Origin of the sequence: Streptomyces sp. NPDC046915 (genome assembly GCF_040644935.1) — a bacterium.
GTDB lineage: Bacteria > Actinomycetota > Actinomycetes > Streptomycetales > Streptomycetaceae > Streptomyces.
The window spans coordinates 35,295-57,228 of sequence record NZ_JBEYXB010000001.1; the positions used below are offsets into that span (position 1 = coordinate 35,295).

Consider the following 21,934-nt stretch of genomic DNA (forward strand, 5'->3'; position numbering starts at 1 on the left):
CAACCTGGCCCGGATCACAATGGGGTGACGACCAAGACGGCTTCGTATGGGAGAGTGAGCGCACCGTGGGTCAGGCACATGCACGTGGGCCGTACGCCAGGACGCCGGCCCGCAGGGCGGAGATCGTCCGGGCGGCACGCGACAGTTTCGCCGAGAACGGCTTCGCCAAAGCCTCGCTGCGGGACATCGCGGAACGGGCCGGTATCACCCACGCCGGCCTCCTGCATCACTTCCACAACAAGGACGAGCTGCTTGCCGAGGTGCTCGCCCAGCGTGACGCCGATGACTGGCGGCAGGGCCTGGCACAGGTCGACGACCTTGACCAGCTCGCTCCCTACCTCGCCGAGCTCATCCGCCACCACCAGAAGGCTCCCGAGCTGATGCGCCTGTGGATCGAGCTCGCCGCCGCGGCCTCGCGCCCGGATCATCCAGCCCACACCTACTTCGCCGCACGGTACGACCACGCGCGCACGCAGTTCGCTGAGGGAATCCAGGACAAGGCGGCCCGTGGCGAGCTGCGTCCTGGCCTCAGCCCCGAGAGCGCCGCGGTTCTCTTTCAGGCCGTGCTCAACGGGCTCCAGTTGCAGTGGCTGCTCGACCAGGACCTCGACATCATCGGCCCCCTCGACGACTTCGTGCGCCTGCTTCACGACCGGGACGAACACTGAGCGGGGCGCCGCCCGATCCGGCCTGCACGCGGTTCGTACGTCCGCGTGCCCCACGGCGAATCACTGAGGACGTGGACCAGGCACCGGACGTCGCGTCGTACCCTGCATCGCAGACGATCAAGACGCCCCTCGCGTGGCGTTTTGGCCGCTGTCAACACTGAGTCACAGGAAGGTCAGGCCAGGCCATGGCACACGACGACGGAAACCAGCCGACGCGCCGGGTGGCCGATGGCATCACCGACGTCCCCGCCGAGCAGCCGGGCGGCAGCGTCGGCGGGGCACTCGGCGTCGTCAGGCGCTACCGCCGCGCGCTGTACGGCTTCACCCTCCGCGTCTCCGCCCTGACGGCCGTGCTCGGCTGCGTGATCGTGGCCGGGGGATTCGCGGCGACATGGGACACCTTCGAGGCGGTCCGGGACTATGCGGACTCCAACATCGCCAATGAGGACTCCTACGTGGCCTACGCCGATGGCGGCATGCCCCCGTTGGTACGGGTCGGTGCCGTGGTGTCGCTGCTGCTGTTCGTCCTGGCCCTCCTCGTCGTCTCCGTCCTGCACACCGCGTACGCCGTCGGTGACTCACACGCCAGGCGTGACGGCGGACCGCTGGCCACCCGCGAGTTGTGGCGGCGCACCCGCCGGCGCTTTCCCGCCACCCTCGCGGTCAACGCGCTGACGGGGCTGGCTGTGGGCGCCATAGAGGTGACGGCGCTGGTGTTCTGGGGCCTCGTCCAGAGCAGCGAGGTGCCCGGTGTCGAGCGCCCGTATCTGCATGAGGCCGCGAGCCCGCAGTACACGCTGGTGGGATGGGTACTGCCGATCGCCGTCGGGTGTCTCGGCCCGCTGCTGTACTTCCGCCTCTCGGTGGCCACCGCCGAGTCGGTGCTGGAGCACCGTTCCCCGTTCGTGGCGTTGTACCGCTCCTGGCGGCTGACCCGCCGCGCACGGTGGCGCACGCTCGGCTTGGGCACGCTGGTCACTGTGGGCGCCGTGCTCGTCTTTGGGCTGGCCCGGTACGCGGCGGCTCCCCTGGCGCACCCGGCCGGGCTCGGCATGCTGTGGCTCAGCGATGGCAACGTGTGGATCACCGGCGTGCTGGTGCTGATTCTGCCGACCGCCGTGGCCCTTCTTCTGTTGCCCCCACTGGTCATGCCGCTGGTGTGCGCGGTCTTCGCCCGGCTCCATGGGGACCTGCGGGTACGCGAGGAGGCGACCGTGCGGGCGGACGCGTCGAGTTCCATCGCCCACGGATGACAGTCGCAGCGGACCGACATACGTCCTGGAAGCCGGTCGGCGGCCAGGACGACCGTGTCTCGCCGGTCGTTGACAGGCGCCGCCGGCATCCGCCGGTGCACCGGGGCTCGAGTGGTGCACACCCACTCAGAAGTGGCTCGCTTACGCGAAGTACGGACGTTCATCGGCCTGTCCTGGTGGCAAGGGCCGGGCTGCCCCCGGTGTAAATCCTGGAGTGAAGTCGTGAGCGATACTCAGCATCGGCGCCGCCGACGACGACAACTCCTCCAGATTTTCGCTTCTCTCCGTGATTGACCATAAGCGAAACGCGATCGACATGACGCGAAGTCCTCTTGAGCCGGGCCCGAGTCGGCAAAAGACTGCTGCGGTAGCAAGGCCGCGCTCCCGTCCCGGGACCCGCGGCACAGCAGTCGCAATCGCAATGTGAGGAGACCGTCGATGCCCGACGCCAGCCGTCGAGACGACGCACACTCGATCACGCTGGCCGATGGAACCGCCACCCGAACCCAGGAGGCGGCCCCCGTCGACCTGGTGCCAGTCCAGGAACTGCACCGCCGTTGCTCGCTGGGCAGCCGAGCCCTGCGATACCACGCGGGCAGGTCCGGGCTCTCACCCGCCGAATGGCGTCAGTTGTCCAGCCCGGAGCGCGGCACCACGCTGGTGACCGCTCCAGCCGAGCGTAGGGAGCACATCATCGCCATGACGAACGTCATGCGCACCGATCAGCAAGGGGTGGGGGAACTCGCGATCCTGATCGAGGACGCGTGGCAGGCCAGGGGGCTTGGCACCGCGCTGGCCGAACATGCGGCGGCCGTTGCCCGCCGCGAGGGACACCACGCGCTGGCCGCCGCGGTGGAGGCGAGCAACAAGCCGATGCTCCACGTCCTGGAGAAACTGGACGCGAGGCCGGTCGGAGCCAGCGGGTCCGTGCTCGACCTCCGCATCCTGCTCTAGGCCTTCATGGACCATCGTTGTTGACCCGAGCCCATCAGTCGATCCAGGCCCACGCCGACGCGGCCGGCGGCATCGACTGGCTGATCCAGATCGACTCGCGATCCTGCTGACGCCGGACCAGGTCGTCGACGGACCCTAGTGGGCCCCGCTCGGGGACGATGCCTGTGGTGTGCCGGGGAGGCGAATCGTGACCACGAGGCCGCCGGTGGGGCGGGGTGTGAGGTCGAGGGTGCCGTTGTGTGCTCGGACGATGCTGTGCACGATGGCCAGCCCGAGGCCGACGCCGGCGTGCTCGCCGGTGCGTGTGCGTTCCGTTCCGCGTTGGAAGGGTTCGGTGAGGGTCGGTACCAGTTCCGATGGGAGCGGATGGCCCGTGTTCTCGACCCGCAGCAGGCCCGCGTCGTGCTGCGGTTCGGTGTGGACCGTTACGGTGCCGCCGGCGGGGAGGTTGTGGACGACGGCGTTCTGGACGAGGTTCGTCACCATCCGCAGTATGAGCGCCGCGGAGCCGACGGCCTGTGTTGTCTCGCCGGAGACGTCGAGCGTGATCTGGCGCCTTTCGGCGAGGGGAAGCAGCGTTTCGGCGGCCTCTTCGGCTATGAGGGAGAGGTCGACGGGCTCGCGGGTGAAGCTCCCGCCGTCGGCGCGGCTGAGCAGCAGGAGGGCCTCGGTGAGGTTGATCGCCCGCGTGTTGACGGTGTGGAGGCGTTCGATGAGTTCGCCCTGGTCCCGCGTGGGATCGTTGCGGGCGGCGTCGAGGAGTGCCTGGGAGATCGCCAGCGGGGTGCGCAGTTCGTGGGAGGCGTTCGCGGCGAACCTCTGCTGCTCGGCGACGTGGGACTCGAGTTGTTCGAGCATGGTGTCGAACACATCGGCGAGTTCGCGGAATTCGTCCTGGCGGCCCTCCATGCGGATCCGGTGGGACAGCGACCCGTTCGCGGCCGTCCGTGCCGCGTATGCGATCCGTGTGAGTGGTGCGAGCATCCGGCCGGCGAGGATCCATCCTCCCAGGAGGCCGAACACGAGGAGGAAGGCCAGTGCCGTGGCCGCGGCGGGGGCGAAGCCGCGCAGGAGGTCGGAGCGGTTGGGCCCGATGATGATCAAGCCGTTGAACGTCCTCCGGATGGATCTGGCGTCGGCGGTCGGTATCCAGCGCAGCACGAATACCCACACCACGGCCAATAGGAGAGCGCCGGCGAGGAGGAGGAATCCGGCGTAACTGAGGGTGAGTCTCAGTCGGGCGCTGAGCCCTCGGCGTCTATTCATGAGTGCCGCCGGACTGGGTGGTGTCCGTGCCGGTGTCGATTCGGTAGCCGACGCCGGGCACCGTGGCGATGAGCCATGGCTCGCCGAGTCGTTTGCGCAGGGCGGAGACGGTGATGCGGACGGCGTTGGTGAAGGGATCGGCGTTGTTGTCCCAGGCCCGTTCCAGTAGCTGTTCGGCGCTGACGACACCGCCTTCGGCGGCGACGAGGACCTCGAGCACGGCGAACTGCTTGCGGGTGAGCGCGACGTAGCGTCCGCCGCGGAAGACCTCCCGGCGGAAGGGGTCCAGCCGCAGGCCCGCGATCTCGCGGACGGGGGGCCGGGCGTACGCGCGTCTGCGGTCGAGCGCCCTCAGCCGCATGACGAGCTCACGCAGCTCGAACGGTTTGGTGAGGTAGTCGTCGGCGCCGAGCTCGAACCCGGAAGCCTTGTCGTCGATCCGGTCGGCAGCGGTGAGCATGAGGATCGGGATGCCGCTGCCGGAGGCGACGATGTGCCGGGCGAGCTCGTCACCGGTAGGGCCGGGGATGTCGCGGTCGAGGACCGCGAGGTCGTAGGAGTGGACGCTGAGCAGTTCCAGGGCGGAGTCGCCGTCGCCGGCGATGTCGGCGGCGATCGCCTCCAACCGCAGTCCGTCACGGACGGCTTCCGCCAGGTAGGGCTCGTCCTCCACGATCAGCACGCGCATACCTGAAGCCTAAGCAGCGCACCATATCGCCGACGTATGCAAAGACGTGTACACACCGGACACGGGACTCAGCCTGCCGGTGCCGGCGCGGGGCGAGGCTGGTCCGTCGGCGTCTCCGCCGTAGTGCGCCACCAGCGTCGCGACGCGAGCGCGGCCAGCACGGTGCCGGCGGTGTTGACCAGTACGTCGTCCACGGAGGACACCCGGTCCAGCCACAGGACGTACTGTGCGGTCTCGACCAGGACCGAGCAGCCCGCCCCGAGCGCCAGGATCCGCGGCACGGACGCCAGCGCCGCGAACCGCATCGGGGCGAAGAACCCCAGCGCCGCGAAGACCAGCAGGTTGCCGACGATCCCGAGCGGCCCCATCGTGACCAGGTCCCGCAGCGGTACCAGGCTCACCCGGCGGGGGGCGGTGCCGGGCCCGGCACCCGGCATCATGGTCAACCACAGGAACGGCACCGTCCCGTGGACCATGCCCACCTCGGCCAGCGACATCCGCCACGCCGATGTGACGCCGGCGGCACGCCGCCGGCGCGCCAGAGCCCACACCACCAGCGCGGCCCACGGCAGCGTGACCAACGTCATGAGCACCACACCGTTGAACGTGTCGAAGCAGCCGTGCCACCGCCCGGTCATGCACATCGGAGCGGACATCATGAGCGGCCGCCACAGGACGAACGCCGCGCTCGCCACGGCGAGGACCGCCAGGCTGAGGAGCACGATCCCGCGCGTGCGGCGGGGCGGTGCTGACAAGGACGCGTTGTGGTTCATGCCCTCATTGGAGACGGAGAGCCGTTGCGGTGGTGTATGCGACTTTCGATACGCCCGCGATACACGGAGTCCCCGGCATCAAGGAACCGGCCCGAGCCGGCAGCGAGATGGTCCAGCCTCCGGCGGTCGCACCGACCCCAGGAGTCAACTTCAGTCTCTCCTAAGCCAGTTACCGCCACTCGAACGGACAACGAGCGCGGTTCTTCGGTCATCATCTGTCAGTCCCAGAGACGCTGACCCGGCGTCACTCCCCCGGGCCTACGGTCCGTGTATCGGACGGGCCGGCGAAGCGCCGGTCCGTCGCAACCGACAGTCAAGGGGAGGACGTCGCCATGGCGAGCGTGGAAGTGTCACTGAAGGAAATGATGACCGCTGTCGAGGGGGCGCTGGGAGCCGCGGTCGTCGACTACACCAGCGGCATGGCCCTGGGAACGCTGGGCGGGGACAAGGACCTCGATCTGACGATCGCCGCGGCCGGGAACACGGACGTCATCCGCGCGAAGGTGCGCACGATGGAAGAGCTGGGCCTCAAGAGCCGGATCGAGGACATCCTGATCACACTCGAGAAGCAGTACCACCTCATCCGCCTGATCACCGGTCGCAGCGGGAACGGCCTGTTCCTCTACCTGGTCCTCGACAAGGAGCTCTCGAACCTGGCCATGGCCCGCCACCAACTCAAGCGGGTCGAGGAGCAGCTCGAGGTCTAGCGACGTCTCAGAACCCGGGGCGACGTGCGCCCACGATGTGAAGACTTCTTCAAGTCACCACATCAGCATGACCCCAATTCATGCCTGCGCACGGCCCCGAGCAGCAAGGATGGGCCGTAAAAGGGCCGGTGCGGCGGTGTCACAGGGCGCCGCCGCACCCTGGCAACCCCAACCCACCCGACGGGCAGAGAGCGAGCGCTCATGCAAGTCCCCCTCTACCAGGCCAAGGCGGACTTCTTCCGCATGCTCGGGCACCCCGTACGGATCAGGGTCCTGGAACTGCTCCAGCACGGGCCGGTTCTCGTGCGGGACCTGCTCGCCGACATCGAGATCGAGCCGTCCAGCCTCTCGCAACAACTGGCCGTCCTGCGCCGATCCGGCATCGTGGTGTCCATCCGGGAGGGATCCACCGTCCGTTACGCACTGGCCGGTGGCGACGTCGCCGAACTCCTGCGCGCGGCCCGCCGTATCCTCACCGAACTCCTCGACGGGCAGAACGTACTCCTCGCCGAACTGCGCCAGGCCGATGCGTCCGCCGCACCCATGTCCATGAACAGCCGCGGCTGACGGTACCGCGCACGCTCTCCAGCAACCTGACGCCGGACGTCCGGCAGCCGTGACGACCAGAGGGCTGTCACGCGCTGACTCCAGGGGCCGGGGGCCGGGAGCCAAGATCGATTGTCAGTGGTGCGTGAGACGGTAGGAGCATCGAGTCGGAAAGAGGGGGAGCAGTCATGTCCGGAAGCCAGAACTACATCAATCACGTCGCTCTCGTGCTGGATGCCAGTTCGTCCATGTCGCACCTGAGCCGCAAGGTCGTCGAAGTCGCCGACCAGCAGATCGCCTACCTTGCCCGCCGATCGGGGGAACTGGACCAGGAAACCCGCGTCACGGTGTACGTCTTCGCGGACAAGGTGGAGTGCGTCATCTACGACAAGGACGTGCTGCGGATGCCGTCGCTGAAGCAGCTGTACCGGGTCGGTGGGATGACGGCTCTGCTGGCGGCGGCACTGAAGTCACAGCGGGAGCTGGCGCAGACGGCTCAACTGTACGGCGACCACAGCTTCCTGACGTTCGTGCTCACCGACGGTCAGGAGAACGCAAGTCATCGCTGCCCGGACGCTCCTGCCAGGGATCCGCGTGAACTGGTCGAGGCCGTGGCCAAGATGACCGCGACACAGGAGGACAACTGGACGCTGGCCGTCCTGGTGCCGGACCAGATGGGCAAGCGCGAGGCCATGCAGTGCGGTTTCCCCAAGGACAACATCGCCATCTGGGACGCCACGAGCACGCAGGGTCTGGAGGAGGCAGGGCAGGTCATCCGGCAGGCCACCGAGAAGTTCATGGTGGGGCGCTCCCAGGGCATCCGGGGATCGCGGGCGGTGTTCTCCACGGGTGCTGAGGCGGTCAACAAGGACACCATCAAGGCGGCCGGCCTCACCCCGGCGGATCCGGCAGAGTACGAGCTGATCCCGGTGACTCGTGACGCGGCGATCCGGGACTGGGTCATCGAATGCGGGCACACCTACCGTACCGGTGGCGCGTTCTACCAGCTGAGCAAGTCGGAGAAGATACAGGCGCGGAAGCAGATCGCGGTGCTGGAGAAGAAGACGGACCGGGTGTACACGGGGCCCGAGGCCCGAGCCCTGCTCGGCCTGCCGGACGCGGAGGCCCGTGTCAGGCCGGACCACAACGACGACTTCACGATCTTCGTGCAGAGCACCAGCGTGAACCGCAAGCTCGTCCCCAACACGCGGCTACTGCTCATGCTCTGACGCCCGGGAAACAGGGTCCGGTCGCTCAGCCCCTTCAGGTGCCGGTGGGCAGCACAAGTCCCATTATCGAACACTTGAACGATCTACGCTCGCTGTTGCGACCGGGCGCGACCGTGCTCCGGGCGATGCCTGGGCGGGCGGATATGCCTTCGCTGGGGGAAGCTGAAGGCGTGAGCATCAGTAGCGAGCGCCCGGCAAGTGCTGAGCAGATCTACGCAGCGCTGGCCGCTCTGGCAGCTGAACCGGTGGCAGATCCGGAGAAGCGACCCGAGGGGCCGCAGGAAGAAGACCGCCTGCACCTGCTGGGCAGTCTGCTGGCGAAGACGGAGCTCGAGATCACCGCCGCAACCCGTCTGACCGAGGAAGAGGAGATCGAAGACGTCCTTGAGACGCTGCTCGGCTGGGGGGAACAGTTGGGAGCGGCTCCTGGCCTCGCGGTCAACGTCCTGACGAACAGGCTGCAGCGCACCGCGCTGCAGGTCTCCGAACCGGAGGCGGAAGAACTGCCACCGGGCCGGGAGGCCGCCTTCGCCGCCGTGATGACAGCGGTGTACGCGCTCAGCGCCCAGCTGCACGCGGAGCGCGGCGATACGGAGGCAACCCGACGCGCTCTGAGCGGGGCGGAAGAAGCTCTCATCGACATCCTGCAAGGCATGCATGACCTGCGCGTCGCCATCGGCGACGCGGCCGGACAGGAGGACAAGGCCGACAGCTGAAGAACCCTGCCCGTCCCTGCGCCATGGCACCCGCACAGCTTCCGCCTCGATCCAGCTCGGAGGCGGAGAAGGGCCGTGGCCTGGGCATCGGGCAAGCCTGCTGCGACCGTCCGCCCGGCCGCTACTCATCGAGGAGATCGACCAATGACCGCCACCAGCCTCGTCCGTCCTCCTCGCCAACGCAGGTGACGTCGGCCGTACGGTCCTCGAGGAGCTCCAAGCGCAGGGCGTACCGGTGCGCGTGATGGTCCGCCGCGACGACGGGCGCGCAGCCGATTTGCGCGCGCTCGGCGCGGAGGTGGTCGTCGGTGATCTGACCAGGCCGGAGACCGTCGCGACCGCGCTGGAGGGGGTCGGGCGGATGTACTTCGCGATGCCCGTGTCACCGGACCATCTGCTGGCCGCGACGGTGGTGGCCACTGTGGCACGCGAGTACGGGCAGTTGGAGGTCCTGGTGGGCATGTCGCAGATGACGGTGTCGCAGATGACCGCCACCAGCACCGCCGAGTCCGACCAGCAGCGGCTGCACTGGCTGGCAGAGCAGGTTCTGAACTGGTCAGGCCTGCCCGTGGTCCACATCCGGCCCACGTCGTTTCTGGACAACCCGCTGTTCACCACCCTGGCGGCGGCGTCGATCCGGGAGAACGGCACGATCGTCCTGCCGTTCGGCACCGGGCGCACCTCGCCGATCGCCGTGCGGGACGTCGCCCGGGTGGTCGCCACCGTGCTCCGCGATCCGGCCCCGCACATCGGGCACGTCTACGAACTGACCGGACCACGCTCGGTCGACATGACCGAGATGGCCAAGGAGTTCTCCCAGGCCTTGGGGCGCGAGGTGACCTATGTGAACGTGCCGCTGGACCAGTGGCGGGCCGATGTGCTCGCGAAGGCGGGCCTGTCACCACACACCGAACAGCACATCGCCACCATGGCCCGACTGCACCGCGAAAACCGCTACGACCGCACTTCTCACGACGTCGAAAGCGTGACGGGCATACCCGCCCAGACGATCGAGGCGTTCGTGTCCGCCCGCAAGGACTTCTACCTGGGCTGAGCGGCAGCTCAGTTCCAGAGGTGCGGGCCGGTGGACGTCAAGGACGTCGGTTGGGGGGCACGGGTCCGGGCGACGTCGTCTTCTTGGGGTGGTGCCGGGGCACCACATCCTGGGGGAAGGTCAGCTGTTGGCCCATCCATTTCAGGGTGGCGGGCATCTCCCGTACCCAGGTCGGGAAGTTGTGACTCCCCTGGTCGGGTTGGATCGACGCGACGCGCATGGGTGCCTTGGCGGCCTTGATGAAGGCCAGTGTCTGCGGGTAGCCCCGCTCGCCGTGTTTGCTCTCGGCGACCATGACCGAGACCTGTGGTGCGGGCAGGTGCTTCAGCCGCCACATCAGATCGTGCTCGTTGACCCGGTCGATGCGACTCGGGCCGCTACCGAAGAGGTTGCCGGTCGTGGGGTCGTCCTTGACCTTGTAGTCGGGGGACAGCGCGCCGGCGGTTGTGTACACCCCGGGGTTGCGCATCGTCAGCTGCAGGGCGCAACTGCCGCCGGACGAGTAGCCCATGACGCCCCAGGCACTGCCGTCGTGCCCCACCCGGTATGCGGACTTCAGGGCATCCGGGAGGTCCTTGGCCAGGAAGGTCTCGGTCAGCGGCCCGCCCGGCACGTCCACGCACTCGGTGTCGCGCGGCGGTGCGATCGTCGGCCGGATCATCACCATGATCGTCGGCTGCATCTGACCGCTCTTCTGGAGCTGTCCGGCGGTCTGCGACACCCTCAGGTGCTCGGCGAGATTGAAGATGCTGCCGGGATATCCGCTGAGCGCCACGATCACCGGGAAGCGCTGCCTGGCGTACGCCTTCTGGAAGTACTGCGGCGGCAGGTAGACGAACGCGGGGTCGACCACGCCCGTGCGGCGGCCGATGACCTTCACGGACTCCACGCGGCCGTTCACCGCGGCAGGACCGGTGGGCAGTCCACCGACCCGGTTCAACTGCTCGTTGGTGCCGGGCTGTATCAACTTCCCCGTCACCGCGACACCGCGCCCCGTGCCGTTGCCGATGGACGCCTGCGTCACACCGACAGGAGCGGTTTCGGTGTCGCCGAAGAGCTCGCCCCACGATCCGAAGAACTGGTACGACGAGTTCAGCCAACACGCGAAGGCCGCGATGAGCGCCACCTGCGTCACTCCGATGGCCGCCAGCCGTCCGAGCACCTGCCGCAAGCCCTGTCGCGCAAGCCGTGGCCACAGCCAGACCAGCAGAGCCACACAGACGACGGACAAGGCCGCCATGACGTACACGGTCGCTTCGCTGGTCAAACCCATGCCACTCGATCCCCGGTTTTCTTGCCTGTGCTGATTCCTTCATACAGAAAGAGGGCTACAGACATCTCTACGTTCCTCAACGAGGGCAAAGCCCTCTGGTTCTACGCGGAAGCACCGATTGTCGGTGCGCAGATGCCCGGCCTGTCGCGGTGCCTGTCGAACTTCACGCCCGCCAAGCGATCCTGACATTCGAATGATCTTACTCCGGCAGGGAACCGATCTCCCGTTCTGCGGCGTGGGCGTAGCGGGCGGCGAGGTCTGCGAATGCCGTGGCCAGTCGGGGTGGGCCGATGACCTCGATATCGGTGTCGAAGCGGCCGATGGTGGCGGCGAGTCCGGTCCATGACCAGGAGCCCAGGGTGAGTCGGCAGTGGTGGGGGCCGAGTTCCTCGACCATTCCGTCCTGGGCGAAGGGGGCGACGTCGGCGGCCGGGAGGTGGAGGATGACTTCGCCTTGGCAGGGCCAGTCGGTGGTGGGGCCCTCGTTGCCGCGGAATCGGCTGGTGATGAAGGTGGAGATGTTGCCGCCGGGGAGTTCGCGCGGGGCGAAGCGGGGGCCGGTGGGTGTGCGGGGCCGGATGCGGTCGACGCGGAAGGTGCGCCAGTCCTCGCGGTCGAGGTCCCAGGCCACGAGGTACCAGCGATTGCGCCAGGTGACCACGTGGTGGGGTTGTACGCGGCGGGGGTTGTCGGCTGAGGTGCTTGGGCCTGGGGTGTAGTCGAAGCGCAGTTCCTCGCGGGCGTGGATGGCGCGGCTCAGGTCCACCAGGACCTGACTGTCGACCTGCGGGGTGTCGCGGCCCGCGGGCGGTTGGACGGCGGTGATGCGCAGCAGGTCGATGCGGTGGCGTAGGCGGGGTGGCATGACCTGGCGGAGGGTGGCCAGGGCGCGGGTGGCGTCTTCGGCGATGGTGGTGCCGGTCGCTGTGGTCTGCAGCGCGACGGCCAGGGCGACGGCCTGGTCGTCGTCGAACAGCATGGGTGGCATGTGAGTGCCGGCCTCCAGGCGGTAGCCGCCGGCCGGTCCTTTGGCGGTCGTGATCCGGTAGCCGAGTTCGCGCAGGCGGTCGACGTCACGGCGCACGGTGCGCGAGGTGATGTCGAGGCGCTCGGCGAGCGCCTGGCCGGACCAGTCACGGTGCGTTTGAAGCAGCGAGAGGAGAGCGAGCAGCCGGGAGGAGGTCTTATGCATGAGATCCATCCTTACGGCAGTACAGGACACAACCTGTCCTCTACCTCCGCCATGGTGGCATACGAGCCGTTCGGGAGGCATCGCTCCTGGTCACGGCAGCCGCCACAGGGCTTGGCCGGTCGGCGGCGTAATCGGTTTGTCGAAGCAAGGAGCAGATCATGTCCGTCACGACCACCACCCACCTGAACTTCCGGGGCGCTGCACGTGAGGCGCTGGACTTCTACCAGTCCGTCTTCGGCGGACGTACGGTCGCGGTCACCTACAAGGACGCGGGCGCCGTGCAGAACGAGAGCGAGGCGGACTGGGTGATGTGGGGCGAGGTGGCCGGCGACAACGGCTTCCACGTCATGGCCTACGACGTGCCCTCGCAGCTGCCCTGGAACCAGGGCGAGAACCCGTTCTTCGTCTCCGTACGCGGTGACGACGCCGAGGAGATCAGCGCGTTGTGGGGCAAGCTCGCCGAGGGCTCGACCGTCACGCGTCCGCTGGAGCCGGCGCAGTGGGCGCCGCTGTACGGCATGCTCACCGACCGCTTCGGCGTCACCTGGGTCCTGGACGTCGCCGCCCCGTACAACGGCTGACCCAGCCGCCCCGACATGCCTGTGCCGTCCGGCCCGCCGCAGCCACACGGGCGGCCCGGACGGTGCAGGCACCGAACACGCACAGCAGCGGATGGAAACGGGGCACCGTGCGGATGCGGAAGCTGGGGCGGGCCGGGCGAAGGTGAGGGCGCGGCGGCAGGCGGGGCTGTCGATGTCGCGGCCCGCCGCCCTGCGTCCGGCTCACGGAGGGAGTCGGCTCGGAGACCTTCCTCGCCCTCACGGGGTCGCTCGCGGCCTTCCTGAGGGGCGGGCGGACTCCGGTGGCTGGCGGTAGGCGGCACCACTACGAGTATCGATGTCAGTGGTGGCAGGCAGGATGACAGGCATGACCACACCAGTTGCGCAGATCATGGATGCCGCTGCCTACGCGCAGACCGTCGAGACCGTGGTGAAGGCCGCGGCCGCCTACTACGCGGACGGCACTTCCCCGCTGGACGATGACACGTACGACCGGCTGGTACGGGGCATCGCCGTGTGGGAGGCCGATCATCGCGATCAGGTGCTGCCCGACTCGCCGACCGGAAAGGTCGCCGGCGGTGCCGTGGAAGGCGACGTGCCGCACACGGTGCCCATGCTGAGCCTGGACAACGTGTTCTCGCCCGAGCAGTTCACGGCCTGGACGGCCTCGCTGGCGCGCCGGATCGGGCACGAGACGGAACGCTTCTCCGTCGAGCCGAAACTCGACGGACTCGCCATCGCCGCCCGCTACACCCACGGGCGGCTGGCCCGGCTGATCACGCGCGGCGACGGGACGGCCGGGGAGGACGTCTCGCACGCGATGGGCACCGTCGAAGGCCTGCCCGAAACGCTGTCCCAGCCGGTCAGCGTGGAGGTGCGCGGCGAAGTCCTCATGACGAACGCGCAGTTCGAGCACGCGAACGAGGTGCGCACCGCACACGGCGGGCAGCCTTTCGCCAACCCTCGGGGCGCGGCCGCCGGCACCCTGCGGGCCAAGGACCGCGCCTACACGGTCCCGATGACCTTCTTCGGCTACGGCATGCTGCCGCTGCCCGACAGCGACGACGATCTGGCCGCGCGGCTGGGCGGCCTCGCACACAGTGAGTTGATGACGTTGGCCGGAGAGCTGGGAGTGAACACCACCGCCACCACCGCGGTGCCCGGCATCACCGCAGCCACCACGGACGAGGTCCTGACCCGGGTGCAGGAGATCGCCGCGCTGCGTGCCGAACTGCCGTTCGGGATCGACGGCATCGTCATCAAGGCCGACCTGGCCGACGATCAGCAGGCCGCCGGGTCCGGTTCGCGGGCGCCGCGGTGGGCGATCGCCTACAAGCTGCCCGCCGTCGAGAAGATCACCCGGCTGCTGGCAGTGGAGTGGAACGTGGGCCGCACCGGCATCATCGCCCCGCGTGGCGTCCTGGAACCGGTCGAGATCGACGGCTCCACGATCACCTACGCCACACTGCACAACCCGGCCGACATCACCCGCCGCGACCTGCGCCTGGGCGACCACGTGATGGTCCACCGCGCCGGCGATGTCATCCCGCGCATCGAGGCCCCGGTCGCCCACCTGCGCACCGGCGAAGAGCAACCGATCGTCTTCCCCGAGGTGTGCCCGCGGTGCGGCTCCGGTATCGACACCGTCCAGGAACGCTGGCGGTGCGGGCAGGGCCGCAACTGCCACTTGGTCGCCTCCCTCTCCTACGCCGTGGGCCGCGACCAATTGGACATCGAAGGCCTGGGTGCCACCCGCATCGTCCAACTGGTCGAGGCGGGCCTGGTCGCGGATCTCGCCGACCTGTTCACCTTGACCCGGGACCAGCTTCTCGGGCTGGAGCGGATGGGTGAAACCAGCACGGACAATCTGCTGGCCGCGCTCGCCACGGCCAGGACACGACCGCTGGCGCGGGTGCTGTGCGCGCTCGGCGTCCGCGGCACGGGCCGCTCCATGTCCCGCCGTATCGCCCGGCACTTCGCCACCATGGACAACATCCGCGCCGCCGACGCCGAGGCCCTGCAGCAGGTCGAGGGCATCGGCGCCGAGAAGGCACCCGCGATCGTCGCCGAACTCGCCGAACTCGCCGGGCTGGTCGACAAACTCACAGCGGCCGGGGTGAACATGGCCGAACCCGGCGCCACTCCCCCATCCGCGGTCGGCGAGGACACGTCCGGGACCGCCGAGGACCCTGGTGGCGCCGCGGCCGGCGATCCGCTCGCCGGGATGACGGTGGTGGTCACCGGCGCGATGACCGGACCTCTGGAGCAGCTCAGCCGCAACCAGATGAACGAACTCATCGAGCGGGCCGGCGGACGCTCATCCTCCAGCGTGTCCAAAAGGACCACCCTCGTCGTCGCCGGGGAAGGCGCCGGATCCAAGCGGGCCAAGGCCGAGGACCTCGGCATCCGACTGGCCACACCCGACGAGTTCGCCCTGCTCATAGCCGACTACCTGGACTGACCCCGGCCGACGGGCCACCCGCACACCGCAGCGACCGCCTGCGTTGCCTTCAAGCCCGACGGCTCCGGCTTTGTCGACGAACTGGCCGACCAATGGGTTCACGCGAGCTCGCGCATCCGGCGGATCGGGCTCGCGAGGAGGATCGCCGGGCTGACCATGGAGAACACGGCCATGAGCGCGAAGGAGGCGCGGGTTCCCCACAGGGCGGCGGCACCTCCCGCGGCCAGCGCGCCGAACGGGACCGCACCCCAGGAGATGAAGCGGACCGTCGCCATCACGCGCGGCAGCAGCTCCGGGGGTGTGGCGGTCTGCCGGTAGGTGCGGGTCACGATGCTCGTCACCACCACAGCCCCGGCGAAACCGCCGTTCCCCAGGGCGAACAGGCCGAGTGCCACGGAGTGGCCGGCCAGCGGCATCAGCGCCGCGAAGCACGGGGAGACCACCGCGGCCCAGCACAGCGCCCGGCCACTGCCCAGGCGTGCGACGATCCGGGGCGTCAGCGCCGCACCGACCAGGGTGCCGAGGCCGTCGGTCGCGATGAGTATCCCGACCAGGGCGGGCGGCGCGTCGAGGGTGCGGACCAGGAAGACCGGGGTGAGCGCCATCAGGCCGCCGCAGACGAAGTTGACGGCGGTCGCGTCCGCCGTGCAGGGGCCGATGACCGGGTGGCGGGTGACGTAGCGCCAGCCCTCGCGGATCATCTCGCCCATGCCGCGGCGCGACCCCTCCTGTGCGGGGTGCGCGACCTGCGGCAGGCTGCCCATGAGCGCGGCCGAGACGAGGTAGCTCACCGCGTCGACCACGATCGACGTCGCCGCCCCGAGCAACTGGACCAGCACGCCGCCGAGGGACGGCCCACCGAGTTGGGTCGCCGCCCGGGTCCCCGAGGTGAGGCTGTTCCTGGCGGTGAGCTCCTCCTTGCTGACGATGGAGGGCAGGAAGGTGGAGTTGCCGACGTCGAAGACGACCGATGCCAGCCCGACCACCAGGGCCACGACGATCAGCTGCGGCAGGCTCAAGACGCCGAGCGCGGCAGCCACCGGTACCGAGGCCACCGCAGCGGCCCGGACCAGATCCATCGCCACCTGCGTCCCGCGCAACGGCAGACGGTGCACGAGGACTCCGGCCGGGAGGCCGATCAGGAGCCACGATGCGAAGGAGGCGGCCGTGATCAGGCTGACCTCGAACGCCGAGGCGTGCAGCACCAGTACCGCGAGCAACGGCAGGGCCACCGCCGTCACGGCGTCGCCGATCCCGCTCACCGTGGACGCACCCCAGTACCGCCAGAACGCCGCCACGCGCGACGCGCTGTCCGGCTGATTCTCCCTCTCTCCCCGTCCCTGCACCGCCGTCGTCATACCTGCCCCCTGCGACCGTCGAGTGAGTCCCTTTAGGGAACTGACTATACTCATGGATCATGCGGTACACAGAGCTCGGCGACCCGGACTGCGCGATCGCGCAGTCGCTGGCGGTGGTCGGTGACCCATGGACGCTGCTGCTCATCCGCGACGTCGCGGGCGGGACGCACCAGTTCGACGCGCTCCGGGACGGGCTCGGCATCAGTCGCAAAGTACTGACAGAGCGCCTGAAGACCCTGGTCGCGGACGGAGTGCTGGAGAAGCGTCTCTACAGCCCGCACCCTCCCCGGTACGAGTACCACCTCACGCCGGCCGGACGCGGCCTGCTACCGGTCCTCGTCGCCCTCCAGGACTGGGGCGCCCGCCATGTCATGGGCGACGGCGTCCTGTCGGCCACCAGCGCGACCGACTCCGCCGAGACCCGACGCGTGCACGCCCTGGTAGGGCGTCGGCTCCCCGAGCTCGAACTCGCCGGCCCCGATGGCGTGCCGGTCGACCCGGTCTCCACGGACCGGGCGTGGACGGTCCTGTACTGCTTCCCCGGGGCCTACGCACCCGGCGGGCACGACTATCCGCCGGGCTGGGGCCAGATCCCCGGCGCCCGCGGCTGCACGCTCGAGTCGTGCACCTATCGTGACCGGATGGCGGCCTTCGCGGAGCGCGACGCGAGGGTGCACGGAGTCAGCACCCAGCGCCCCGACCAGCTCGCCGCCTTCGCGGAGCACGAGCGGATCGCGTTCCCCCTCCTGTCCGACGCCGATCTGCAACTGGCCGCGGCGCTGCGGCTGCCCACCTTCCGCGCAGCGGGTGTGGACCGGCTCAAGCGGCTCACCCTCGTCCTCGACTCCTCCCGCACGGTGCGCGGCGTGCTGTACCCGCTCAACGACCCGGCGGGTTCCGTCGACGACGCCCTGGCGCTCGTCGACTCGCTGACAGGAGCGTGACGGCTCAGCCCGCCGAGACGAGGGGCGCGCACCGGGGGCCGGTTCCAGTGCCGTCCGCCCCGTTCGCCGGAGCCGGCATCTACCTGCTCCGGGAACTCGGCCAGGGGGGCCTGGAGGCCGCGAGCTCGGCTGCCGCCGCCCGCAGCTTCTCCGCGTTGCGTTGCGCGCCGGCCCGCATCCGGCTTGCCCCCTCGTCGCGTGCTCGGCATCCATGATCACATTCCCCTCCAGCCACCTAACTTGACCTCTGTGTCAAGTTAGGTGTTATCGTCGAAGTGGAACTTGACCCATGGGTCAGGATATCTCTGAAGCGAGCAGGAGAGCCTCATGTCGAAAGTGATCGCCGTCTTCGGTGCCGGTACCGGTCTCGGGGCGTCCGTCGCCCGCCGCTTCGGCCGGGAAGGCTTCCGTGTCGCCCTGGTGGCCCGCCGCAAGGACCGGCTCGATGCCCTGGCCGCCCAGCTCGGGGGCGAGGGCATCGAGGCCGCAGCCTTCCCCGCCGACCTGTCCGACCCCGCCGGGGTGCCCGCCCTGGTGGGCGCCATCCGGGAGCGCTTCGGCCGGATCGACGTCGTCGAGTACGCCCCGATCGGCGGCGACGTGTCCTTCACTCCGGCCAGCCGCCTGGACGCGGCCACCCTGGAGAAGTTCTCGCGCCTGCTGCTCCTCACCCCGGTGGAGGTGGCCCGCGCCGTGCTGCCCGAGATGACCGAGCGCGGCGACGGTGCCTACCTGATGACCACCGGCTACACGGCCGCACAGCCCGTACCCCATCTCAGCGGCCCGGGCCCGGTGATGTCCGCCGCCCGCAACTGGCTGTACTCCCTGAACGGTGAACTCGCCGACAGCGGCGTCTACGTCGGCACCCTCACCGTCGCTGCCCTGATCCTGAACAGTGAGACCGCCGAGGCGGCCGCCGCCGGCGCGGACGCTGCGGTTCCGGACACCTTCGGCACCGAGTTCCCCGTCGTCCACCCGGACGAACTCGCCGAGCACTACTGGGACATGTACACCAAGCGCGACCGCGTCGAGCAGGCCCACCCCGTGGAACTGACCCCCCAGGCCGGCGCCCCCGCGTGGAGCCCGCAGGGCGGCATCGGCGCATAGCCCGAACCCACGAAGAGGCCCTCGCCGAGGGTGAAGCGGCAGCCCTCACGACCACTGGCAAGACCGCTGCCTTGAGAGGCCTTAGGTCGGCCTGAACACGCCGACGAGGCCGGGATCCACGACGAGACCGGCCCGTCGGCACCTCATCTCCGCACCGCGCATCGCCCACGCGAACGACTGATTCGAACCTGCCCGCCGGACCAGAACTCCCCGGGATTCCGGTTGGCCTTGGCCCTGCTCCTGCGTCGCCTCGGGTTGCGACGCCATGCCGTGTCCTATGTGGTGCCCGGTTCGTCAAGGAAGCCAAGCAGCACGGCGGCCTCTGCGCGGAGCCGCGCGGCCCGGGCAGCGTGCGCGGGCGCAGTCAACTGCGCCGCAGCTTGCAGCCGCTCGGCGGCCTCGGCACGCACGACATCCACCACACTGTGCTCGCTCAGCTCACGCCGCGCTGCTTCGGTGACGCCGACACCCACCGGCGACTGCTCAAGGGCCAGGCCACGGAGCTCGGTTTCGCTCACGGGGACCGCCTCAGCGTTGTCCAGCGCGGCAAGCGTCGCACGCAGAGCGCTCACCGCGGCCTTGTCACGGGCGCGCATCGCTTCCGGCAGTGCTTGACGCATACGAAGACGCAAAGACATGCCGGTGACCTTATGTCGGCGCCCCTGGACCCACAACGCGATATACGTGCCGCAGGTGAGGCGCCTGCTCCCTCAGCCGAGCGCAGTTGGCAATGCGGGGCGGCATCAGCGGTCTCGGTCGCTCCCTCGGCGTCCTCCGGACGGCGCGGGTTGACTGGTCTAAACCCTTGACTGGTACAGACCAAAGCGGTTGAGTGTGCTTTCACACCCCCCACCACGGCCGTGCCCACGCCGTGGCCGGTCCGCCGACCGGCACGTGCGCACAAGGTCCGGCTCTGCCCTGCCCTTGTCCGGGTGCGGCCGTGCTCCGCAAAGGAGTTGATCCTGTGTCGAGGCGCCGCATCTCCGCCGTGGTCACCGCACTCGTCCTCGGAAGCACCGTGCCGGTCCTGCTGCCGGCCACGAACGCGTCCGCCGCCGCGTGTTCGAGCTACCCGAGCTGGGTCGCCGGAAGGACATACACCACCGGCGACATCGTGCGATACACCGACGGCAAGGCCTACATCGCCGAACACGACAACCCGGGCTACGACCCGACCATCAGCACCTGGTACTGGGACCCCTACGCCTGCGACGGCTCCGGGACGCCCGTCGGCACCTTCGTGGTGAGCGAGGCCCAGTTCAACCAGATGTTCCCGAACCGGAATTCGTTCTACACGTACAGCGGCCTCACCGCCGCTCTCAGCGCCTACCCCGCCTTCGCGAACACCGGCAGCGACACGGTCAGGAAGCAGGAGGCCGCGGCCTTCCTCGCCAACGTCAGCCACGAGACCGGCGGTCTGGTGTACGTGGTCGAACAGAACACGGCCAACTACTCGCACTACTGCGACTGGAGCCAGCCGTACGGCTGCCCGGCCGGCCAGTCGGCCTACTACGGGCGCGGCCCCATCCAACTCAGCTGGAACTTCAACTACAAGGCCGCGGGCGACGCACTCGGCATCGACCTGCTCAACAACCCGTGGCTGGTGCAGAACGACGCCGCCGTGGCCTGGAAGACGGCCCTTTGGTACTGGAACACCCAGACCGGGCCCGGCACCATGACGCCCCACAACGCCATGGTCAACGGCGCCGGCTTCGGCCAGACGATCCGCAGCATCAACGGCTCCCTCGAGTGCGACGGCAGGAACCCGGCGCAGGTGCAGAGCCGCGTGGACGCCTACCAGCGGTTCACCCAGATCCTCGGGACGTCGCCCGGCGGCAATCTCTACTGCTGACCGCCGTGCAGGAGTTCGTGAAGTGAGTGCGTTTCGGCTCACCGCCGTCCACCGCATCGGCTTCGGCGCGATGCGGTGGACGAGTAGCATCCGCCTGCCATCCGCAGGGGCGTGAGCGGCGATGGCGATATTCCGTTGCCTCTCGGCATTTTCGCCACTGGTTGATCAACAAGAGTGGCGCTTAGTGTCGGGGCTGTCGGCATCACTCACCTGAAGGGCAGTCAGATGCACGCCCAGATCGTCTTGTTCGACGGCTTCGACCCGCTCGACGTCATCGGTCCCTACGAGGTGCTGTACGCAGGCGGCACCGCTTCCGGCGGGGCGGTGACGGTGGAACTGGTCTCCGCCGAGGGGGCGCGTGAGGTGGTCAGCGGGACCGGTGGCCTGCGGCTGCGGGCCACAGCCCCGCTCGACCCTGCTCATTGCGACCTGGTCCTGGTGCCCGGGGCCTCCGGGCTCGTCGGTGAACCTGACGAACTCTCGCAGTTCGACGAGGACAACGGCACGTGGCGGCAGGACGAGTACATCTCCGTACTCCTCGGCCGGACGCTTGGCACCGGGCTCCCGGCACTGCTGAAGAGCGCCATGGAGAACCCCCAGGTGACCGTAGCCACGGTGTGCGGTGGTTCCCTCGTGCTGGCCCTGGCCGGTCTGTCCGAAGGCCGCTACGCCACCACCCACCACATGGGCATGGACCTGCTGGATGCCACAGGCACCCACGCGGTGCACGCACGCGTCGTGGACGACGGGGACCTGGTGTGCGGGGCCGGTGTCACATCCGGGCTCGACCTGGGCCTGTACCTGCTCGAGCGGGAGGTCGGGCCGCAGATCGCGCACGCCGTCGAGGAGTTGTTCGCCCACGAGCGCCGCGGCGTCGTGTGGCGCGACCGCGGGCCCGTACCCGCCTCGCTCTGACCGCCCGCACGTACCCGCACACATCGCACAGAAGGACTCTCGACATGAACCCCGCCGGCACCTGGGACCTGTCCATCGCCACTCCGATCGGGAAGATCACCGTCGTACTCGACCTGCGTGAAGAAGCCGGAGCCTGGCGCGGCAGCGCGCACGGTGCGGGCGAGGAGGTCCCGTTGCGCGACCTCGCACTGCACGGAAACCGGCTGACCTGGCGGCAGTCCATCACCAAGCCGATGCGCCTGAACGTCGCCTTCGACGTGGTCGTCGACGGCGACACGATGACCGGCACCTCCAAGGCGGGCCGCCTGCCCCGCACCGATGTCGCCGGTCAGCGCCGCGCCTGAACAGCCTGAGGAGACGCTGTGTGCCTCAAGATCTCTCGTGCCATGGCTGAGGCCGCGTCACAGCCCGGCTTCAG

Annotated in this window: 21 protein-coding genes and 1 pseudogene; 15 read left to right on the forward strand and 7 right to left on the reverse strand. The window is 69.1% G+C overall.

Annotation, left to right across the window (positions count from 1 at the left end; all coding sequences use genetic code 11):
• The first annotated feature begins 65 nt into the window (after positions 1-65).
• The 3 genes from ABZ915_RS00180 (at position 66) to ABZ915_RS00190 (ending at position 2,875) form a co-directional block, all read left to right on the forward strand.
• Positions 66-668, forward strand: a complete 603-nt coding sequence (locus ABZ915_RS00180) for a TetR family transcriptional regulator (protein WP_361793208.1) — start codon at positions 66-68, stop codon at positions 666-668.
• Between the two features lie 185 nt (positions 669-853).
• Positions 854-1,921 carry a hypothetical protein gene (locus tag ABZ915_RS00185; protein ID WP_361793211.1) on the forward strand — a complete coding sequence of 356 codons (1,068 nt, stop codon included), beginning with the start codon at positions 854-856 and terminating at the stop codon, positions 1,919-1,921.
• Between the two features lie 438 nt (positions 1,922-2,359).
• Positions 2,360-2,875: a GNAT family N-acetyltransferase gene (locus ABZ915_RS00190; RefSeq protein ID WP_361793214.1), complete on the forward strand. Its 516-nt coding sequence runs from the start codon at positions 2,360-2,362 to the stop codon at positions 2,873-2,875.
• A 135-nt stretch (positions 2,876-3,010) separates the two neighbouring features.
• On the opposite strand, the gene ABZ915_RS00195 is transcribed toward ABZ915_RS00190, so the two are convergent.
• The 3 genes from ABZ915_RS00195 to ABZ915_RS00205 form a co-directional block, all read right to left on the reverse strand.
• The gene (locus ABZ915_RS00195) at positions 3,011-4,141 is read right to left on the reverse strand and encodes a HAMP domain-containing sensor histidine kinase (protein WP_361793217.1); all 1,131 of its coding nucleotides are present in this window, start codon (positions 4,139-4,141) and stop codon (positions 3,011-3,013) included.
• Positions 4,134-4,829, reverse strand: coding sequence for a response regulator transcription factor (locus tag ABZ915_RS00200; RefSeq protein WP_361793220.1), 696 nt, complete (start codon positions 4,827-4,829; stop codon positions 4,134-4,136). The genes ABZ915_RS00195 and ABZ915_RS00200 overlap by 8 nt, the downstream gene beginning before the upstream one ends.
• Before the next feature lie 68 nt (positions 4,830-4,897).
• Positions 4,898-5,602: a VanZ family protein gene (locus ABZ915_RS00205; RefSeq protein WP_361793223.1), complete on the reverse strand. Its 705-nt coding sequence runs from the start codon at positions 5,600-5,602 to the stop codon at positions 4,898-4,900.
• A gap of 332 nt (positions 5,603-5,934) precedes the next feature.
• On the opposite strand from ABZ915_RS00205, the gene ABZ915_RS00210 reads away from it, so the two are divergent.
• The 5 genes and pseudogenes from ABZ915_RS00210 to ABZ915_RS00230 all read left to right on the forward strand — a co-directional run.
• A complete protein-coding gene (locus ABZ915_RS00210) occupies positions 5,935-6,309 on the forward strand; it encodes a hypothetical protein (RefSeq protein ID WP_361793226.1) in 375 nt (124 codons plus the stop codon).
• 201 nt (positions 6,310-6,510) lie between these two features.
• Positions 6,511-6,876 carry a metalloregulator ArsR/SmtB family transcription factor gene (locus ABZ915_RS00215; protein WP_361793228.1) on the forward strand — a complete coding sequence of 122 codons (366 nt, stop codon included), beginning with the start codon at positions 6,511-6,513 and terminating at the stop codon, positions 6,874-6,876.
• A gap of 167 nt (positions 6,877-7,043) precedes the next feature.
• Positions 7,044-8,084, forward strand: a complete 1,041-nt coding sequence (locus ABZ915_RS00220) for a vWA domain-containing protein (RefSeq protein WP_361793231.1) — start codon at positions 7,044-7,046, stop codon at positions 8,082-8,084.
• A gap of 170 nt (positions 8,085-8,254) precedes the next feature.
• Complete coding sequence (locus ABZ915_RS00225) at positions 8,255-8,800, forward strand: hypothetical protein (RefSeq protein ID WP_361793234.1); 546 nt, start codon at positions 8,255-8,257, stop codon at positions 8,798-8,800.
• Between the two features lie 187 nt (positions 8,801-8,987).
• A pseudogene (locus ABZ915_RS00230) lies at positions 8,988-9,854 on the forward strand (NmrA family NAD(P)-binding protein); the annotation flags it as partial.
• Positions 9,855-9,891: 37 nt separating this feature from the next.
• Here the strand turns inward: ABZ915_RS00230 and ABZ915_RS00235 are convergent.
• Both ABZ915_RS00235 and ABZ915_RS00240 read right to left on the reverse strand, forming a co-directional pair.
• Positions 9,892-11,127: an alpha/beta hydrolase-fold protein gene (locus tag ABZ915_RS00235; RefSeq protein WP_361793237.1), complete on the reverse strand. Its 1,236-nt coding sequence runs from the start codon at positions 11,125-11,127 to the stop codon at positions 9,892-9,894.
• 199 nt (positions 11,128-11,326) lie between these two features.
• Positions 11,327-12,319 (reverse strand): WYL domain-containing protein, encoded by a 993-nt coding sequence (locus tag ABZ915_RS00240; protein WP_361793240.1) that lies wholly within the window; start codon positions 12,317-12,319, stop codon positions 11,327-11,329.
• A 158-nt stretch (positions 12,320-12,477) separates the two neighbouring features.
• Between ABZ915_RS00240 and ABZ915_RS00245 the strand changes: the two genes are divergently transcribed.
• Together ABZ915_RS00245 and ligA are read left to right on the forward strand one after the other, a co-directional pair.
• Positions 12,478-12,900, forward strand: coding sequence for a VOC family protein (locus ABZ915_RS00245; RefSeq protein WP_361793243.1), 423 nt, complete (start codon positions 12,478-12,480; stop codon positions 12,898-12,900).
• A 346-nt stretch (positions 12,901-13,246) separates the two neighbouring features.
• Positions 13,247-15,340, forward strand: coding sequence for an NAD-dependent DNA ligase LigA (gene ligA / locus ABZ915_RS00250; protein ID WP_361793246.1), 2,094 nt, complete (start codon positions 13,247-13,249; stop codon positions 15,338-15,340).
• A gap of 98 nt (positions 15,341-15,438) precedes the next feature.
• Here the strand turns inward: ligA and ABZ915_RS00255 are convergent, their stop codons facing one another.
• A complete protein-coding gene (locus ABZ915_RS00255; RefSeq protein ID WP_361793249.1) occupies positions 15,439-16,698 on the reverse strand; it encodes an MFS transporter in 1,260 nt (419 codons plus the stop codon).
• Positions 16,699-16,757: 59 nt separating this feature from the next.
• Here ABZ915_RS00255 and ABZ915_RS00260 point away from each other — a divergent pair, with 59 nt between their 5' ends.
• Together ABZ915_RS00260 and ABZ915_RS00265 are read left to right on the forward strand one after the other, a co-directional pair.
• A complete protein-coding gene (locus tag ABZ915_RS00260; RefSeq protein WP_361793252.1) occupies positions 16,758-17,642 on the forward strand; it encodes a winged helix-turn-helix transcriptional regulator in 885 nt (294 codons plus the stop codon).
• A 327-nt stretch (positions 17,643-17,969) separates the two neighbouring features.
• Positions 17,970-18,749, forward strand: a complete 780-nt coding sequence (locus tag ABZ915_RS00265) for an SDR family NAD(P)-dependent oxidoreductase (protein WP_361793255.1) — start codon at positions 17,970-17,972, stop codon at positions 18,747-18,749.
• 275 nt (positions 18,750-19,024) lie between these two features.
• Here the strand turns inward: ABZ915_RS00265 and ABZ915_RS00270 are convergent, their stop codons facing one another.
• On the reverse strand, positions 19,025-19,345 hold the full coding sequence (locus tag ABZ915_RS00270) for a hypothetical protein (protein ID WP_361795718.1): 321 nt from the start codon (positions 19,343-19,345) through the stop codon (positions 19,025-19,027).
• 368 nt (positions 19,346-19,713) lie between these two features.
• On the opposite strand from ABZ915_RS00270, the gene ABZ915_RS00275 reads away from it, so the two are divergent.
• The 3 genes from ABZ915_RS00275 (at position 19,714) to ABZ915_RS00285 (ending at position 21,860) form a co-directional block, all read left to right on the forward strand.
• A complete protein-coding gene (locus ABZ915_RS00275; RefSeq protein ID WP_361793258.1) occupies positions 19,714-20,601 on the forward strand; it encodes a glycoside hydrolase family 19 protein in 888 nt (295 codons plus the stop codon).
• Between the two features lie 225 nt (positions 20,602-20,826).
• Complete coding sequence (locus tag ABZ915_RS00280; protein ID WP_361793261.1) at positions 20,827-21,516, forward strand: DJ-1/PfpI family protein; 690 nt, start codon at positions 20,827-20,829, stop codon at positions 21,514-21,516.
• Positions 21,517-21,560: 44 nt separating this feature from the next.
• Positions 21,561-21,860, forward strand: coding sequence for a hypothetical protein (locus ABZ915_RS00285; RefSeq protein WP_361793264.1), 300 nt, complete (start codon positions 21,561-21,563; stop codon positions 21,858-21,860).
• Positions 21,861-21,934 lie beyond the last annotated feature (74 nt).

What these genes read in the sequence shown, in the direction of transcription:
- ABZ915_RS00185 (WP_361793211.1), top strand. Translation starts at nt 854, where the DNA reads ATGGCACACGACGACGGAAACCAGCCGACGCGCCGGGTGGCCGATGGC.
- ABZ915_RS00190 (WP_361793214.1), top strand. Translation starts at nt 2,360, where the DNA reads ATGCCCGACGCCAGCCGTCGAGACGACGCACACTCGATCACGCTGGCC.
- ABZ915_RS00195 (WP_361793217.1), bottom strand. Translation starts at nt 4,141, where the DNA reads ATGAATAGACGCCGAGGGCTCAGCGCCCGACTGAGACTCACCCTCAGT.
- ABZ915_RS00200 (WP_361793220.1), bottom strand. Translation starts at nt 4,829, where the DNA reads ATGCGCGTGCTGATCGTGGAGGACGAGCCCTACCTGGCGGAAGCCGTC.
- ABZ915_RS00205 (WP_361793223.1), bottom strand. Translation starts at nt 5,602, where the DNA reads ATGAACCACAACGCGTCCTTGTCAGCACCGCCCCGCCGCACGCGCGGG.
- ABZ915_RS00210 (WP_361793226.1), top strand. Translation starts at nt 5,935, where the DNA reads ATGGCGAGCGTGGAAGTGTCACTGAAGGAAATGATGACCGCTGTCGAG.
- ABZ915_RS00215 (WP_361793228.1), top strand. Translation starts at nt 6,511, where the DNA reads ATGCAAGTCCCCCTCTACCAGGCCAAGGCGGACTTCTTCCGCATGCTC.
- ABZ915_RS00220 (WP_361793231.1), top strand. Translation starts at nt 7,044, where the DNA reads ATGTCCGGAAGCCAGAACTACATCAATCACGTCGCTCTCGTGCTGGAT.
- ABZ915_RS00235 (WP_361793237.1), bottom strand. Translation starts at nt 11,127, where the DNA reads ATGGGTTTGACCAGCGAAGCGACCGTGTACGTCATGGCGGCCTTGTCC.
- ABZ915_RS00240 (WP_361793240.1), bottom strand. Translation starts at nt 12,319, where the DNA reads ATGCATAAGACCTCCTCCCGGCTGCTCGCTCTCCTCTCGCTGCTTCAA.
- ABZ915_RS00245 (WP_361793243.1), top strand. Translation starts at nt 12,478, where the DNA reads ATGTCCGTCACGACCACCACCCACCTGAACTTCCGGGGCGCTGCACGT.
- ligA (WP_361793246.1), top strand. Translation starts at nt 13,247, where the DNA reads ATGACCACACCAGTTGCGCAGATCATGGATGCCGCTGCCTACGCGCAG.
- ABZ915_RS00255 (WP_361793249.1), bottom strand. Translation starts at nt 16,698, where the DNA reads ATGACGACGGCGGTGCAGGGACGGGGAGAGAGGGAGAATCAGCCGGAC.
- ABZ915_RS00260 (WP_361793252.1), top strand. Translation starts at nt 16,758, where the DNA reads ATGCGGTACACAGAGCTCGGCGACCCGGACTGCGCGATCGCGCAGTCG.
- ABZ915_RS00265 (WP_361793255.1), top strand. Translation starts at nt 17,970, where the DNA reads ATGTCGAAAGTGATCGCCGTCTTCGGTGCCGGTACCGGTCTCGGGGCG.
- ABZ915_RS00270 (WP_361795718.1), bottom strand. Translation starts at nt 19,345, where the DNA reads ATGCGCGCCCGTGACAAGGCCGCGGTGAGCGCTCTGCGTGCGACGCTT.
- ABZ915_RS00280 (WP_361793261.1), top strand. Translation starts at nt 20,827, where the DNA reads ATGCACGCCCAGATCGTCTTGTTCGACGGCTTCGACCCGCTCGACGTC.
- ABZ915_RS00285 (WP_361793264.1), top strand. Translation starts at nt 21,561, where the DNA reads ATGAACCCCGCCGGCACCTGGGACCTGTCCATCGCCACTCCGATCGGG.